At 38.1% G+C, this 15,107-nt stretch carries 15 protein-coding genes; 11 read left to right on the plus strand and 4 right to left on the minus strand.

Annotated features, from left to right (window positions below):
* Window positions 1–21: 21 nt before the first annotated feature.
* Window positions 22–1,998, minus strand: a complete 1,977-nt coding sequence (locus ACFQV5_RS02290) for an ATP-dependent DNA helicase (RefSeq protein ID WP_379243233.1) — start codon at window positions 1,996–1,998, stop codon at window positions 22–24.
* Window positions 1,999–2,194: 196 nt separating this feature from the next.
* On the opposite strand from ACFQV5_RS02290, the gene ACFQV5_RS02295 reads away from it, so the two are divergent.
* The 7 genes from ACFQV5_RS02295 to ACFQV5_RS02325 all read left to right on the plus strand — a co-directional run bounded on the left by ACFQV5_RS02295 (window position 2,195) and on the right by ACFQV5_RS02325 (window position 8,941).
* Window positions 2,195–2,824, plus strand: a complete 630-nt coding sequence (locus ACFQV5_RS02295; RefSeq protein ID WP_379243235.1) for a hypothetical protein — start codon at window positions 2,195–2,197, stop codon at window positions 2,822–2,824.
* 122 nt (window positions 2,825–2,946) lie between these two features.
* Window positions 2,947–3,825, plus strand: a complete 879-nt coding sequence (locus tag ACFQV5_RS02300) for a S1 family peptidase (RefSeq protein ID WP_379243237.1) — start codon at window positions 2,947–2,949, stop codon at window positions 3,823–3,825.
* A gap of 316 nt (window positions 3,826–4,141) precedes the next feature.
* Complete coding sequence (gene map / locus ACFQV5_RS02305) at window positions 4,142–4,882, plus strand: type I methionyl aminopeptidase (protein WP_379243239.1); 741 nt, start codon at window positions 4,142–4,144, stop codon at window positions 4,880–4,882.
* Between the two features lie 249 nt (window positions 4,883–5,131).
* The gene (locus tag ACFQV5_RS02310) at window positions 5,132–5,623 is read left to right on the plus strand and encodes an NUDIX hydrolase (RefSeq protein WP_379243241.1); all 492 of its coding nucleotides are present in this window, start codon (window positions 5,132–5,134) and stop codon (window positions 5,621–5,623) included.
* A gap of 358 nt (window positions 5,624–5,981) precedes the next feature.
* Window positions 5,982–6,695 carry a dihydropteridine reductase gene (locus tag ACFQV5_RS02315; protein ID WP_379243243.1) on the plus strand — a complete coding sequence of 238 codons (714 nt, stop codon included), beginning with the start codon at window positions 5,982–5,984 and terminating at the stop codon, window positions 6,693–6,695.
* A 313-nt stretch (window positions 6,696–7,008) separates the two neighbouring features.
* Window positions 7,009–7,695 carry a carboxylesterase family protein gene (locus ACFQV5_RS02320; protein WP_379243245.1) on the plus strand — a complete coding sequence of 229 codons (687 nt, stop codon included), beginning with the start codon at window positions 7,009–7,011 and terminating at the stop codon, window positions 7,693–7,695.
* Window positions 7,696–8,074: 379 nt separating this feature from the next.
* Window positions 8,075–8,941, plus strand: coding sequence for a permease (locus tag ACFQV5_RS02325; protein WP_379243247.1), 867 nt, complete (start codon window positions 8,075–8,077; stop codon window positions 8,939–8,941).
* A 435-nt stretch (window positions 8,942–9,376) separates the two neighbouring features.
* On the opposite strand, the gene ACFQV5_RS02330 is transcribed toward ACFQV5_RS02325, so the two are convergent.
* Both ACFQV5_RS02330 and ACFQV5_RS02335 read right to left on the minus strand, forming a co-directional pair.
* Window positions 9,377–9,871 carry an arsinothricin resistance N-acetyltransferase ArsN1 family A gene (locus ACFQV5_RS02330; protein WP_379243249.1) on the minus strand — a complete coding sequence of 165 codons (495 nt, stop codon included), beginning with the start codon at window positions 9,869–9,871 and terminating at the stop codon, window positions 9,377–9,379.
* A gap of 40 nt (window positions 9,872–9,911) precedes the next feature.
* The gene (locus tag ACFQV5_RS02335) at window positions 9,912–10,361 is read right to left on the minus strand and encodes a MarR family winged helix-turn-helix transcriptional regulator (RefSeq protein ID WP_379243388.1); all 450 of its coding nucleotides are present in this window, start codon (window positions 10,359–10,361) and stop codon (window positions 9,912–9,914) included.
* 197 nt (window positions 10,362–10,558) lie between these two features.
* On the opposite strand from ACFQV5_RS02335, the gene ACFQV5_RS02340 reads away from it, so the two are divergent.
* The 4 genes from ACFQV5_RS02340 to ACFQV5_RS02355 all read left to right on the plus strand — a co-directional run bounded on the left by ACFQV5_RS02340 (window position 10,559) and on the right by ACFQV5_RS02355 (window position 14,058).
* The gene (locus tag ACFQV5_RS02340) at window positions 10,559–10,882 is read left to right on the plus strand and encodes an ArsR/SmtB family transcription factor (protein ID WP_379243251.1); all 324 of its coding nucleotides are present in this window, start codon (window positions 10,559–10,561) and stop codon (window positions 10,880–10,882) included.
* Window positions 10,883–11,028: 146 nt separating this feature from the next.
* Window positions 11,029–12,324: an arsenic transporter gene (locus ACFQV5_RS02345; protein WP_379243253.1), complete on the plus strand. Its 1,296-nt coding sequence runs from the start codon at window positions 11,029–11,031 to the stop codon at window positions 12,322–12,324.
* 25 nt (window positions 12,325–12,349) lie between these two features.
* Window positions 12,350–12,769, plus strand: a complete 420-nt coding sequence (gene arsC, locus ACFQV5_RS02350) for an arsenate reductase (thioredoxin) (RefSeq protein WP_379243255.1) — start codon at window positions 12,350–12,352, stop codon at window positions 12,767–12,769.
* A gap of 371 nt (window positions 12,770–13,140) precedes the next feature.
* Entirely contained in the window at window positions 13,141–14,058 is a 918-nt protein-coding gene (locus ACFQV5_RS02355) for an alpha/beta hydrolase (protein ID WP_379243257.1), read from the plus strand.
* An 83-nt stretch (window positions 14,059–14,141) separates the two neighbouring features.
* Here the strand turns inward: ACFQV5_RS02355 and ACFQV5_RS02360 are convergent, their stop codons facing one another.
* A complete protein-coding gene (locus ACFQV5_RS02360; protein WP_379243259.1) occupies window positions 14,142–15,029 on the minus strand; it encodes a LysR family transcriptional regulator in 888 nt (295 codons plus the stop codon).
* Window positions 15,030–15,107 lie beyond the last annotated feature (78 nt).

The following is a 15,107-nucleotide window of genomic DNA, read 5'->3' on the forward strand; positions in this document are numbered from 1 at the left end:
TTATACGATTTGAAGTTCTAACTACAACGATTCTACTTCAAGTGTAGCTCCAGGCGGCAATACGGCTTCAACTCGATCTCTGACATGCTGATTAAGCAAAATTTCCGCATCCAAGATGGCTGCAATCCCTTGATCCGTCGATGAGCGAATGAGTCTTCCTAATCCTTGCCGTAAGCGAAGCAGCATATATGGCAGGTCTACTTCTTCATATGCTGATTCAGCAGCTTCCCGTTTAGCTATAAATACAGGATCTTCCGGTGGATAAGGCAGTGACCAAATAATAACGTTGGATAATGAAGGTCCCGGTACGTCCAGACCCTCCCATAGGCTTGCCGCGCAAAGCACGCTTTCCTCTGAATTTTGGAACTCAGCTATGAGGCTGCTAATCTCACGGTCACCTTCATACAGCATGGTATAGGATGCAAAAGATGGATGGTGCGAAGCAGTTTGCTTAAACTCGCGAAGCTCGTTCATTGTTCTAAATAACAATAGAGCTCGTCCTTCGGTACGTTTGATCAGCTTGGCTGCCAGGGCCAGTTTCTTCGCCGTATCAACCTCACTCCGAATATCTCCCTCTTGCAGAAGTTCACTCGGTGCGATTAGCTTCATCTGCTTCTCGTAATCATACGGAGAGTTCACGGAAAATGATAAATATTCGCTGATTCCGAGACTTCCTGCTACGTAATCAAAAGATCCATCTACCGACAAGGTTGCTGAAGAGAATACAATCGGCATTTGAAGTCCGAATACCCGTTCCTCCAGCACTTCCTTGACCGTTTGCGGCATAATGGCAAGTGTTGTAGCACCATCCTCATTTTCTTCCGCCCAACATATGAAAGTATCTGGCTCACGGAACAGATGAAGCGCAGTTTGGATCATTTCCAGATGTTCTTCAACGATACGCAGCTTATATTCATCAAGCGTATGCAAGCCACTCTCAAAGACCAGTTCTTCATCAATCGCTTCAATTGTACTTTTCCAGCGATTCAGTTCTTTGAGAAGCTTCTCATCAATTCGGATTTTTTTTCGATCTGATCCGGGTATCGCTGAACTTTGCTCTGCTATCAGAGAAAACACAAGCTGACTCTGATCAATAGAGTCTTCAATTCGTTCGGCTAGCGATTCCCTGATCTCTCCATCAAGAAGACGAGTAATAATCTCTTCATATGCACTATGCTTCAGCTTATAACTGAGGGCATGTTGTGCTGCCGATTCAAGTAAATGTCCTTCGTCAAAGACGACTGAACTATGTTCCGGGAGCAGGGGAAGCTGACCTTCTCTTTTTCTACCCTCATAGGTCCATACATGTTCCATGTAGTAATCATGGGAACAGATAATAAGGTCTGTAGATTTTCGATAATGGTCACGAGATAAGGTCATGCCGCAGCGATGTCTTTTATCACATACAAAACAGTCCTGAAATGAATCCCAGTTGATCTTATTCCACTGTTCATCATTCAGATGTGGGTATTCCTTACGATCGCCGTAAGGGTAAAAAGATTGCATCGTTCCTGGGGAATGAACAAAATCAGGAAGATTTTCATACACGTCTTCTATAACCGCCGCATCTTCATCTTGAAGACGAACGCCGTCTATTTTTTTGAGACATAAATATTGATCAGGGGATTTACCAAGCCGCGCATCAATCTGTAAATCCAAATAACGGGCAAGCTTAGCAATATCTCCTTCTTGTTTCACAAGTTGCTCAATGAGCGACTCATCTGCACAGGCAATGACTGCAGGCTTACGTGTATATCTTGCATAGTTCACTGCATAAAGCAAATACACCAGTGTTTTTCCCGTGCCTACTCCTGCCTCTGCAAAAATCGTTTTCTTGTTGGCATAGGCTCTTTCCAATTGGAAAGCCATAAATATTTGTTCATCACGGACATCAAATCCATGTTCAGGTAACACATCATAAAAAACATCCGCAACCCAATCGCCGACCTGCTTGACGAACGGTTCTGACGGATCATAGGAGAAAGGATATCGCTCCACACTTACGCCTCCAACACTATCATATTCTTATTAGGAAAACGATAATTATCTCACGAATGAAGAGGTTTGGCAACCTGTCTTTCTCAACAGATTTATGCAACATTACGATCGTAAATGTTTATGCTTTCCACTCAACTTTTTCTAGATAATTACCGACAAAAATATAGACAAATTTACATCATGGGGGTAACGAAATATGATTATCTTTTTACTGATATTGATAGTTCTCATAATGTTATTCGGAGCAAATACTGTTAAAAGCTCCGTTGCTAGTGGTTGTTTAGTTTCTTTTGGTTTAGTGGGTTCCGTTATAGCTTTTATTTTCTTAATGGAGTTTTTTGAAAAAACTAAATGGTACATAGCTATTCCTGTTACACTTGTAGTCCTTTGTGTATTCACTTGGATGGTTAGAGGAAAAAAAGAACCCGCTAAAGCAAATGCCACATTCAAAGTTTTTAAAGATGGACGTATATCGTTGATTATGATTTCTCAAAACGATAAAACGGTCCTTCTAAATCCAAGAGAAGTTAAACAGATGCTTCATGGATGGGATGTTATCAACAACAAGCATCTAGATACTGTTTTTGGAACTTTCTTTGAGTTTAATTATGTTCATGAGGTTTTCACCCCTGAAATCGCAAAGAGTTTAGCGAAAAAGGGGATAACAAGCTATACTTCGATTAACCAAACTCGCCGATTAACTCTATACCAAACAGGAGACACGGTTAACCTAAATAATACAGCAGTAATTGAATTAAAGAGCTGGATTGAGAATATTAAGAATACTGATTCTTTTATTAAACAGTTGTACGATGCCGACTTATAATCTAAAATGCGTAACACAAAACCCCTCCTCATTCAGTGGAAGGGTTTTGTTCTATTTCACCTTACATATATCCATTCGTTTCCGTCAAAGTCTGCCAAGGTTTGGTATAATTATCTTGAATCGTGTTTTTAATTCTATTTCTCATTAGCAGGGAGGTATTTTCCATCCGTAACGATGAGCTGAATGATCCAAATACACCCGCCGATCCAGTAAATGAAACCGAAACCCCAGTTGAATGGGAAGAAGAATTTTGGAACCTGGAGGATGACAATGAAGAGGATGAGTTGAATCCCCCACCCAAAAGAACATGGATCAAAAAAACAATTATTCTTATGCTGGCCATTCTGCCACTCGGTAATCTAATCGCTTTTATACCACAGATTTATAATCTACCGACATTGCGGTTTTTGAAAAAGGATTCCCAGTTATCACAAGATGAACTGATCCAGCATTATAAGGAAGCCGTTGTCAACGTCAGTATCGACAATCGGAAAGGTACAGGGTTTAATATCGCTCCAAACGGACTCATTATTACGAATCAACATGTCATGGATGATGACAAGGCTGGCATAATCCAATTTCTTAATGGAGAAACATATCTGGCAGATGTTATCGTAAGTGACAGCGAGATCGATATCTCCATACTTAAAATTAGAGACCATGTGAACAACCTGCCTACACTGCAATTGGAAACAGAGATAGCGTATCAAGAGGGAGACCCTATTCATGTCATTGGGAATCCGCTAGCATTCTACCGAATCGCGACTGAAGGCACAGTGATAGGATTAACCCCAGAAGAGAGTCGCCCGCTTCCCATGCTCATGATCCAGGCGCCAATTCATAGCGGAAACAGCGGCAGCCCTGTTATTAACAATAAAGGGAATGTTATTGCAGTTGTGTATGCCACAACAACTACATCACAGGGAGACCAATCTATCACTGTAGGTCTTGCTATTCCAATTGATTATTTGGAGAAATATGAAAAGATTATGTTTCAATAGACGTATTATACGTGTTTATTAATCGCAGATATGTGTGAAATGAAGAGTGGAGTAAGAGTATTGTTGTTGAGATTTGATATGGTCAGGCCATCCCACAAAGGATGGCCTTTAAACTTGCCGTTACTGACAGCGCGGAGAACCATACCACAAGTAACGGTGAACTCTATCGTCTATGTTGCTGACATAGCGACGTTTACAAAAAAGTTGCTAAGACTCGCTCCTTTGGATATGATTATTTAATGAAATTTAATGTACCAAAAAGAAAATGAACATTTAAAATCAAATATAGGTAATAAAGGACAGTGAGGTAAGCGAAATGATTGCAAAAACAGAAGAAGATTTTAATGGTTTGAAGGAAATTGGCAGAATTGTTGCCTCTATTCGAGATGAATTGGTACAAAGAACAGTTCCCGGCATAACGACAAAAGAGCTTGACGATATAGCCGAAGAGCTTTTTAAGAAAGAAGGCGCAATTTCAGCTCCAAAAGGTGAATATAATTTTCCTGGCTATACTTGTATTAGTGTTAATGAAGAAGTGGCACATGGAATTCCAGGAGATCGGGTTATTCGTGAAGGAGATATTGTAAATGTAGATGTTTCCGGTTCAAAGAACGGTTATTTCGCTGATACAGGCATCTCGTTTGTAGTTGGTGAAGGAGAAGAAGTATTAACCAAAATATGCGATGTTGCCAAACAAGCATTTGAAGCTGGTCTAAAAAAAGCAAAACCCGGCTCCAGAAAAAGTAGAATTGGAAAAGCAGTATTCCTGACAGCAAAACAGCATGGATTAACGGTCATCAAAAACCTAACAGGACATGGTGTTGGGCGTGCTATACATGAAGCACCTGACCATATATATAATTACAACGATACAACGGATGATGAATTATTAAAGGAAGGGATGGTTATCGCATTTGAACCATTTATCTCAACCTTTGAAGAAGAAGTATTCCAAAAAGGAGACGGCTGGACCTTTGCTACAAAAAATAGCTATGTAGCTCAAATTGAACATACGATTATCCTTACTAAAAATGGTCCAATTATTGTCACACTATAATGAATTCAAGAGGTCGATTCCAATCCGGAATCGGCTTTTTTTCGTTTTTATCGATACAAGTGTATACGAATACTAGAACTATTAAGCACCTTCATCTGAATTTTCAATTGAACGAGTTTCTGAATTACTACATAATCAAGTGGAACTAACAAGTTATTATCAGCAGTTGGATCATTAACTAACGGCCAGGAAAGTGCGAGGAGTATGTGGAATAAATATACAAACGTTACTGTGAAAGGAGGTAGTATTATGCCATTTCCAACGCATATCGTAGCCACAGGTGGATTTGTAGAAGATGGGCAAGGAAATGTCCTTTTAGTAAAAACTCGTGATGGTGGTTGGGTTTACCCTGGTGGACAAGTGGAAGTTGGAGAAAATCTGATAGATGGTTTGATTCGTGAAATCAAAGAGGAGAGTGGAATTGATGTTTCTGTTGGCAGTTTAGTTGGTGTCTATTCGAATACAGGGATTCAGAAATGGTATGACGGCAAGACTGATGTTCCTACGCAAGTTGGATTTGACTTCGTATGTGAGCCTATAGGTGGCGAATTATTATCTTTCACTGAAGAAACAACCGACAGCCGATGGGTAGCGAAGGATAGAGTTCTCGATTTGATTACACAGCCCAGTGTTCGCTTTCGATATCAGGCTTATTTGGAGTTTAAAGGAGCCATAAACTATGCGGATTACGTAAATAAGCCCGAGTTTACAATCAAACATCAAACATATATTTCGAAGTAGGTGGTTTCTCGCTGCTGACCAACGGGAACGATACTTGAACACTAGCGAGAAAAGGATAGAGGGCCATTCCGTGAAGGATGGCCCTTAAAACATGCCGATTCTCCGACATCTATAAATTCAAATCTCTTATAGATATTATTTCCATCATTCTAAAGCCTGTAATACAACTGGTTTTTGTTAATCCTGGTCTTAATTTGAGTAGGTAACCCAAGCTCCCTAATGGGCATGGTGAGAATATTGATTCAACAAACGGGCTATTTTATTAGATTATCTGAAATAATTAGTCTTTTAATTGAGAATCGTTATCATTTGTTGTATATTAAAAAGGATACATATACTTGAGTAGGGAGGATATATAATGCAAATATACTGGACTAAAATAAATAAGATTATTGATGAAACACCTGAGGTTAAAACGTACCTGCTCGACTGTCCGGAAGACTTTAAGTGGGAAGAAGGTTCCCACACCCACTTCGCACTAGAAGGTTTTAATGCCGGAGATAAACCAAACCGTGGCCTGATTCGCCACATGTCAATCTCTACATTACCGCACGAGAATTCAATCGGTATCACAACACGGATCAGAGAGCAGTGCTCTGAGTTTAAAACGATTTTAAGAAATCTTAAAGTCGGTAATGAAGTTGCCATATTTAAAACTCATTCGAATATACCGCTTAAAAGAGAAGGCAAAAATGTTTACCTGCTGTCATCAGGTGTGGGCCTAGCAACTTTCAGACCGCTTGTTCTTGATTATTTCGAACGTGCTGACAACGTTAATCAAATTCATTCCTTGAACATCGATTCATCAAATGATTTCTTATTCGCTAATATTTTCAAGTCCGATCCTGACAAGAAGTTCACATCACAGTTCGTCGATAATCGTAAAGACTACTATGAAGAAGTGAAAAATCTTGCTAAAGATCAGGATGGACATTTCTATGTTGTCGGCAGCGACGAATTCCTCGTTCAGAACATTAAAGTACTGCGTGAGCAGGGCATCAAACCGGAACAGATTATGCTCGACAAGCGTGAACAACAACTACCTGAGTTTTTATCATTTGATTTGAACTAATATAAAACCGTCTTTAGGAAGCAACCGTATTCCGATATGCCATCGGGGAACGGTTGTTTATTTTTTCTAGAATCGATCTCGGTTCTAATAGAAAGTATACTCGCTTTGTCCCGATAAGAAACAAACTTTATTTGATACAACGTGTTTTTATATTTAGATACTTAAAACTGGTTGGGAGGAGAAATAATGCAGGAAAAGGTTTTTGGTAGTCGGTTCAGTTTAAGGCTAAGATACAACTGAAGGAATTTTAAGAATAATGGGGAATTCTATTTTTACCCCCTATGGGAGATATCAGTAAAGTGAGGGAGATACAATGAGTCAATCCGTAAATGAATTGGAAAAAGAAATAACAAAAAGAGTACGGATGAAATACCTCTTACATTTACCAGATCATTATGAACAACAATCATCAACTAAGTGGCCTTTAATCTTATTTCTTCACGGGGCAGGTGAACGTGGAGATGATCTGGAGTTGGTAAAAACACATGGAATTCCTATGATAGCAGAACGCGATCCTTCTTTTCCATTCATAACGATTTCCCCACAATGCCCGGAGGATTCGTTTTGGAATGCTGAACAAGACGGACTGATGGCATTAGTAGATGAGATCATTGCAAATTACAACGTAGATCCAGATCGGTTATACTTGACGGGACTAAGCATGGGTGGTTATGGGACATGGCACTTAGCAGCAGAATATCCAGGAAGGTTCGCGGCTATCGCTCCAATATGTGGTGGAGGTAATCCCAAACGGATACATCAACTAATAGGAACTCCCACCTGGGCATTCCATGGCGCAAAAGATGATATAGTTCCTATTGCTGAATCAAAAGTAATGGTAGACGCACTTCTCGAAAACGGTGGAAAGGTCTCTTTCACAATTTATCCTGAGTCGAATCACAACTCCTGGACAGAAACATACGATAATTCGGAATTATATAGCTGGTTTTTAGGTCATTCATTAATGGTAGGAAATGAACGAAAAAAGATAGTTGACTAATCGTAATAAGGCAGCTGAGCAAATAATCAGCTGCCTTATTCATTGAAGTAACGGGCATGTTAGTTTAAGGGACCATAGGTGGCAGGAAAGGAATAAATAATAAGACCACCTTTGAACACCCAATAAATGGACTTGAATAAAATAATAATATAGGTTGCATTATGCAAGTAATTTGTTTATGTTATAAATATAACTTGTAAATTGCAAGTATTCAAAAATATCGTTAAGGTAGTCAATGATGAAACATAATTTAAAAGATGTATCTCAACTAGATTGAGTTGTATTCAGTTATTAAAAGTAAAGAGAAAACGACTAATATGGTAATATAACCACGATATTTACTTGCATAATACAAATATAATTAAAAAGGAGTATAAACATGATCAAGGAAATCCTAAGCGAGTTTTTTATAATTGCATTTGAACTACTTGCGCTATTCGTAGCTATATCATTTGTAGTTAATTTACTTCAAGCGATCGTACCTTACGAAAAAATTAATAATTATCTTTCAGGGAAGAATACCTTTTTAGGCGTAATCGCAGCTCTTGTGTTTGCTTTTGTCACACCATTTTGTTCTTGTTCTACGATACCAGTAGTTGTGAACCTATTAAATAAAAAAGTGCGTTTTGGCATTGTTATGGTGTTCTTATTCTCATCTCCTTTATTAGATCCAACTATTATTACATTAATGGCTGCGATGCTCGGTATAAAAGTCGCTATAACTTACACCATTATTACTGCCATTTTCTCAGCAATTATTGGTCTATTGCTAGAAAAATTAGGATTTGAAGCAGCAGTAAAAAAGGTGAAAATGAGTGGCTATAACGAAGGTGAGATGAAGTTTAGCTTTAAGGCTGCAGTAATAGAAACGCTCAATCTTATGAAGACTGTGTACCCTTATCTTCTTATTGGTGCTGCAGTTGGAGCATTCATTCATGAAGCTGTACCGACAGAATTTATTACGACATATTTAGGAGGAGATAAATGGTGGCTCGTTCCAATTGCAGCTGTCATCGGAATTCCGTTATATGTCCGCATTGAAACAATGATTCCTCTATCGAAAATATTAATTGCAAAAGGAATGGCCTTTCCTCCTGTAATGGCTTTGATGATAGGGTCAGTTGGAGCGAGTATCCCAGAAGTAGCGTTATTGAACTCCATCTTCCATAAACGATTGGTTGTTGCTTTTGTTGCTTCAGTGATTACAATGGCTACCTTATCAGGATTCTTATTCTATATTATTTAAAGGAGGTGAATACGAACCATGTTGAACCTGTTCAAGAAATCTAAGAAAAATAACGATTGCTGCAGTATGAAAATTGAAGAAGTAAAAGAGGAAAAGCAATCTTGTTGCAATATAAAAATCGAAGAAATAAAAGATCAAAATAACACAACTCATTCTTCAGATAGCTGCTGTACGACTTCACCTTCCTCTCCGTCCTCTAAATAACACAAAAAAACAAGGCTCTGTTAGTATTGAGTCTTGTTTTTTTACTGTATTTAATTTTTTAGGAGTAATGTCATAGTTCCAAGACACAACAAATAAAATATCAAATCCAGGTGATAGGTCAGAGCTTGTACTTTATTCCTGAGGCTTTAAGCAATAAACACATTCAACAAGAATCGGTGAGAAGACTCTGTAGGAAAAATCTAAATATTCTTTATTACTTTCACATTACTTTCACAACAGCTTTTCCATAATCTTTACATCAACATATTCACCATCCAAGATACCATGGTTTTCAAAAACTCCTACGTCACGGTAACCAAGTTTATGGTATAAAGCTTGACCATTTTGATTAAAAGGAAAGGTGAACAATACGATTTTATAAAAGTCTTTTTCCTTAGCTGTTTTCTCAAGGTGTGTGAGAAGCATTTTGCCGATTCCTTTCCCCCTGAAGTCACGATCTATGTATATGGATAGGTCAGCAACACCATCATATGCACAACGCTGAGAGTAAGGGTTGAGGGAAGCCCATCCGATTACTACGTTATTGTATTCAGCTACAAATACAACGTAACGATCCTGATGCTGTTGAAACCATTTATTCATAAATGTAATATCTTTTGGATCAACTTCTAATGTGGCTATGCGATCCTCAATTCCTTGATTATAGATGACTAATATTTGTTCTATATCGCTAATGACAGCTGTTCTAATAGAAGTGGTTGTCAATGTTAATTCCTCCTATACTGAAATATAGAGGTCTCTATTATTATTCTGATATAGGGCCACAACATTTACTGGATTTAGCCATCGCTTCATTAAAAATCTTAACGGAGTGAAGCACAGTTTCTTTTTCGAATTCACTCATATATGAAAACACTTCGTTAAGATAGTCGTTCATTTGTTGATCAATCATAGTCGCAATAAATTTACCTTCTGTCGTAAGGGCAAGGGTGTGAACTCTTCGGTCCCGAGGATCTGGTGTTTTTTTTACTAATTTCATTTTGATTAAGGATTGGACCTGTCGGCTAAACGTCGTAATATCAGTTCCTAAAGTCTCAGCAATTTGTTGCATCGAAGGGTTATGCTGTCGGTCAATCTCATACAAGATGTGGCTTTGAACTAAGGAGACGTCGTTTCCTCCAATACTGCAGCAGTTTTTATTCAGAAGACCAAATCTTCGTGTCATGATTTGAAATAATTCACGTGCATTTTCCATCATATATCACCTCACACCTTAGTTATACATTCTTTATTTGCAATATGCAACTATAACTAATGTTTCAATCGCAGCACTTGATAGTAAGAGATTATCTACGTACTTGAAGTCAGACACATTTTCGATTAACATATAAGCATTGAATTATATGCTTATGAAATTGTGAATTCTATTTTCCGAAAAAGGGATGAAACTTAATGGAGCAGATGAATGAAATTGCCGAGAAGCTTAAATTGCTTGGAGATAAAACAAGGCTTACCATGTTGGCGCTCCTAAAAGAAAGAGAATGGTGTGTTTGCGAGTTTGTTGATATTTTTGACATGTCGCAGCCTGCAATAAGCCAGCATTTAAGAAAGCTAAAGTCTCAAGGAATTGTAAATGAAGCAAGGCGAGGTCAATGGGTTTATTATTCATTGAATGTCGCGGATAAGCCATATATCCAAGCTGTGTTGAATGAGATACCAAGTTCTAATGAAATACTGACATCGTTAAATAAGAAAATTAACTGCGCTTGTGATTAACCCGTAATCAGGAATATTTAGCATGATATAGATGGATGCTAAATATAATCCTGTTAAATATATAAGTATATATTTATATATTAATTTAGTAGAGAAGAATAGCAAAACTTTATTCTAGTTCAAGATGTAATTGGAGGGTTTGTACATTGGTTTCTGTTATCTTGGCAAGTATTATTTTTCTTGTTACTTTAGTTTTTGTTATTTGGCAGCCTAGAAATTTATCCATTGGATGGTCAGCTTGCGTCGGTGCTGTAATAGCACTTCTCGTTGGAGTCGTTAATTTTCAAGATGTATGGGATGTCACCCAGATTGTATGGAATGCTACGCTAGCCTTTGTTGCTATTATTATCATTTCATTGATCTTGGACAAAATCGGTTTATTCGAGTGGGCCGCGTTACATATGGCTAGAGCTGCTCAAGGAAACGGTATTCGGATGTTTGTGTATGTATCGATACTTGGAGCTGTCGTCGCTGCTTTTTTCGCAAATGATGGTGCTGCTCTTATCCTAACACCTATTGTACTGGCGATGGTTCGTGCACTTCATTTTGACGAAAAAAAGATATTTCCGTTCATCATCGCGAGTGGTTTTATAGCGGATACAACTTCTCTACCGCTTGTGGTCAGTAACCTGGTGAATATCGTATCAGCTGATTTTTTCGGTGTTACCTTTAGTGAATACGCTAGCCGTATGATTGTTCCCAATTTGTTCGCTTTAGTAGCCAGTATCCTTGTGCTCTACTTATTTTTCCGTAAGAGTATCCCGCGAAAGTTTGATGGGACACAGCTCAAGCAACCATCGACGGCGATTCAAGATCCTAAAATGTTTCGTTTAGCATGGATCGTGTTAGGTGTTCTGCTTATCGGTTATTTTGTATGCGAATTTGTCGGTATTCCGGTTTCCATTGTAGCGGGTGTTATCGCGATTTTCTTCCTGCTTATGGCCAGAAGAAGTCCGGCTGTACAAACAAAAGAAGTGCTTAAAGGTGCTCCATGGGCAATCGTATTTTTCTCGATAGGTATGTATGTCGTAGTCTATGGCTTGCGTAATGCCGGTCTCACAGATCTTCTCGCAAGTGTCATACAGAGTATTGCCGATCAAGGTCTGTTTGCAGCAACCATGGGTATGGGATTTATCGCTGCGATTATTTCATCGATTATGAACAATATGCCAACCGTCATGATTGATGCGTTAGCAATCGATGCAACAAACACATCTGCAGCCATTAGAGAGGCATTAATTTATGCGAATGTTATCGGATCGGATCTAGGTCCCAAGATTACACCGATTGGCTCATTGGCAACGCTATTATGGTTGCATGTTCTTTCCACCAAAGGTGTGAAGATCAGGTGGGGGACGTACTTCAAAACAGGGATCATATTGACCATCCCGACATTATTTTTTACCCTTTTAGGTTTATATATTTGGTTAACCATACTTTAATTTAGCAATAGAGGAGAGAACGGATATGGAGAAAAAGACACTTTACTTTTTGTGCACAGGAAATTCTTGCCGTAGTCAAATGGCTGAGGGATGGGCCAAAAAACATTTGGGTGATGATTGGAATGTCTATAGTGCAGGTATTGAAGCTCATGGTCTAAACCCTAATGCAGTTAAAGCAATGAATGAGGTAGGAATTGATATTTCGAATCAAACTTCCGACATCATTGATCCTGAGTTGTTAAATCAATCCGACCTAGTGGTCACCTTATGTGGTGATGCTGCCGATCGTTGTCCGATGACACCTCCACATGTTCGACGTGAGCATTGGGGATTTGACGATCCTGCCAAGGCGCAGGGCACCGACGAAGAAAAATGGGCTGTTTTTAAACGAGTTCGTGATCAAATCGGTGAACGTATTGAAAAATTCGCTGTAACCGGCGAGTAAACACAATTCTTGGAGCCTGGGTTAGATCGGTGATTTTATTAGTTGAATTAATTTATATAACCTTGATATTCCATACATTTGAGACTCGATCCTCGTATCAAGGTAAGTCCTGATATTCTCAGCCAACTTCATTATACTTTGCAGATCTAAAATGTTCGGTAGCGGCGATCGTTTGCTTGAAGTTCACGGTATCCTTTGAATAAACCCAGTATTAAAGATATTTGTAATGTTTTCTGGGTATTTATAAGGTTTTCCTTCTTATTATCGATAAACCATTCAATTGGCTTGAATGTTATACAATGGATTTACATTGCTTCTACCTAACAGACTATTTATACTTAATTTAACATAACAATTGAAGGGGAGACCAAATGAGCAAGTATAATATTCATAGTGACTTTGAGGAACTTAAAAATATAAAGCTTCCTTTTTATCCGATAATATTACCTATTCTTAACAAGCTTGTTCAGCGAAAAAATAATCGAATGAAACTACCTGATACAATTAAAGTTTCCAATAAAAGAATTGAAAGCTATCAAGGTGGCGAGATTTCACTCACCATTTATGAGCCAGTTCATGTTGGAACCGAGAATTGTATAATATATTTTCATGGGGGAGCGTTTGCTATAAAAGAAGCGCCTTATCATATTAATTTGTGTGTAGACTATGCTTTAAAAACACCTTGTAAGGTTATATTTGTAGACTATCGATTGTTACCGAAACATAAATTTCCTTATGGGCTAGAAGACTGCTACTCGGCGTGTAAGTGGGTAGTGGCTAATGCAGATCAATTGAATATTAATAGAGAGAAAATAGCTGTAGTTGGGGATAGTGCTGGTGGTGCGCTAGCAGCAGGAGTAAGCTTATTAGCAAGGGACAGAGGAGAAATAAATATCAAATTTCAAGTGTTAATTTATCCTGTAATTGATAAAAAACAAAACACAAATTCAATGAAACTTTATTACGATACTCCTATGTGGAACTCAAAATTAAATAAAAAAATGTGGAACTTATATTTAAAAGGAGTATCAAGTGGCCGTTATGCTTCTCCAATAGATGTTGAGTCGCATATGAACCTTCCAGCGAGTTATATTGAAGTTGCTGAATACGATTGCTTACGAGATGAAGGAATTCAATATGCGGAAGCTCTAAGAAAAGAAAAAGTTCCTGTTCAGCTTAACATAACTAAGGGGACTGTTCATGGGTATGATATCGTTGAGTCGAGTAGTATCACAGAACTTAATAAAGAGATACGTATAAAGGCATTACAAGATGCTTTTCGAGATTAATAACCCTAGCCATAGTGTATTGGTTAGGGTTATTTTTAAAATTATTGAGATGTCTTATTTTCACAAAAGGTTCCCGTTCCAAATTACTTGTAATTAGAAAAGTATTGTTTAACAAATTGGAGGAAATGAATAGCCGCTCGAGATAAATAATGCTTTTTGTTCCAAGCAATTCCAAAAGTTCTTATGCAAGTTGGCTCAATGATCTTTAGTTGTACAGTCTCTTTATTATTAACTCTGTTTCCAAGTGATAAAGGAAGTGTAAGAGTAATACCAAGCCCCATCTCAACTAATGTTTGGATCGCACTTGTTTCTTCTAGCTCAAAGGCCACATTGGGTTCAAATCCTGCCTGACGACAATATTCATCCGTAATATCTCGAAAGCTAGTTTTAGGAGGTAAAGATATAAAGGATTCGTTAGACACTTCACTCAAACGAACGCTTTCTCTCGAAGCTAATCGATGATTCTTTGGAACGGTTAAGCTCATTTCTTCTTCTACTAATGTAAACCATTCAATATCGGGACCAATGATCGGAAACGTCGATAGACAGAAGTCGATGTTAGATTTATCTAACTCCATCTTCATTTCCATGGTAGAGTTTAGTTGTCGCTGGGATATGCGGACATCAGGATACACCGCCAAAAACTCCTTTAAAAGTGTTGGCAAGATATGAGGAAGCATCATGCATATCTTTAGATGGCCTCGATTTAATCCGGCCATTTCTCTAATCTCAGTTTCGCCTTCTTCTAATGCCCGAAATGCGTCTTCAATTTTATCTAAATAAACTTTACCATAGGAATTTAATTTTAGGTGCTTCCCATGTCGGTCAAATAAGGGTACACCTATTTTCGTTTCTAAACGTTTAATAGCGTTGCTTAGAGACGGTTGAGATACGTTTAGCATTGTGGACGCCTTCGTCATGTTTTCATATTGGGCAACGGCTTGAAAATACTTTAATTGCAGGTATTCCATTCATACCCTCCATATCACATCAATGTAATATATAAATCATATACTTAGTATTATACATGATAAAAAATAGTATGTATA

It is taken from the genome of Paenibacillus sp. GCM10028914, from assembly GCF_042666275.1.
Taxonomy (GTDB): Bacteria; Bacillota; Bacilli; order Paenibacillales; family Paenibacillaceae; genus Paenibacillus_AQ.

Bases quoted from the DNA above. Each gene is read 5' to 3' on its own strand.
- ACFQV5_RS02340 (WP_379243251.1), top strand. From the start codon at position 10,559: ATGGAGCAGATGAATGAAATTGCCGAGAAGCTTAAATTGCTTGGAGAT.
- ACFQV5_RS02325 (WP_379243247.1), top strand. From the start codon at position 8,075: ATGATCAAGGAAATCCTAAGCGAGTTTTTTATAATTGCATTTGAACTA.
- ACFQV5_RS02360 (WP_379243259.1), bottom strand. From the start codon at position 15,029: ATGGAATACCTGCAATTAAAGTATTTTCAAGCCGTTGCCCAATATGAA.
- arsC (WP_379243255.1), top strand. From the start codon at position 12,350: ATGGAGAAAAAGACACTTTACTTTTTGTGCACAGGAAATTCTTGCCGT.
- ACFQV5_RS02320 (WP_379243245.1), top strand. From the start codon at position 7,009: ATGAGTCAATCCGTAAATGAATTGGAAAAAGAAATAACAAAAAGAGTA.
- ACFQV5_RS02335 (WP_379243388.1), bottom strand. From the start codon at position 10,361: ATGGAAAATGCACGTGAATTATTTCAAATCATGACACGAAGATTTGGT.
- ACFQV5_RS02310 (WP_379243241.1), top strand. From the start codon at position 5,132: ATGCCATTTCCAACGCATATCGTAGCCACAGGTGGATTTGTAGAAGAT.
- ACFQV5_RS02355 (WP_379243257.1), top strand. From the start codon at position 13,141: ATGAGCAAGTATAATATTCATAGTGACTTTGAGGAACTTAAAAATATA.
- ACFQV5_RS02295 (WP_379243235.1), top strand. From the start codon at position 2,195: ATGATTATCTTTTTACTGATATTGATAGTTCTCATAATGTTATTCGGA.
- ACFQV5_RS02315 (WP_379243243.1), top strand. From the start codon at position 5,982: ATGCAAATATACTGGACTAAAATAAATAAGATTATTGATGAAACACCT.
- map (WP_379243239.1), top strand. From the start codon at position 4,142: ATGATTGCAAAAACAGAAGAAGATTTTAATGGTTTGAAGGAAATTGGC.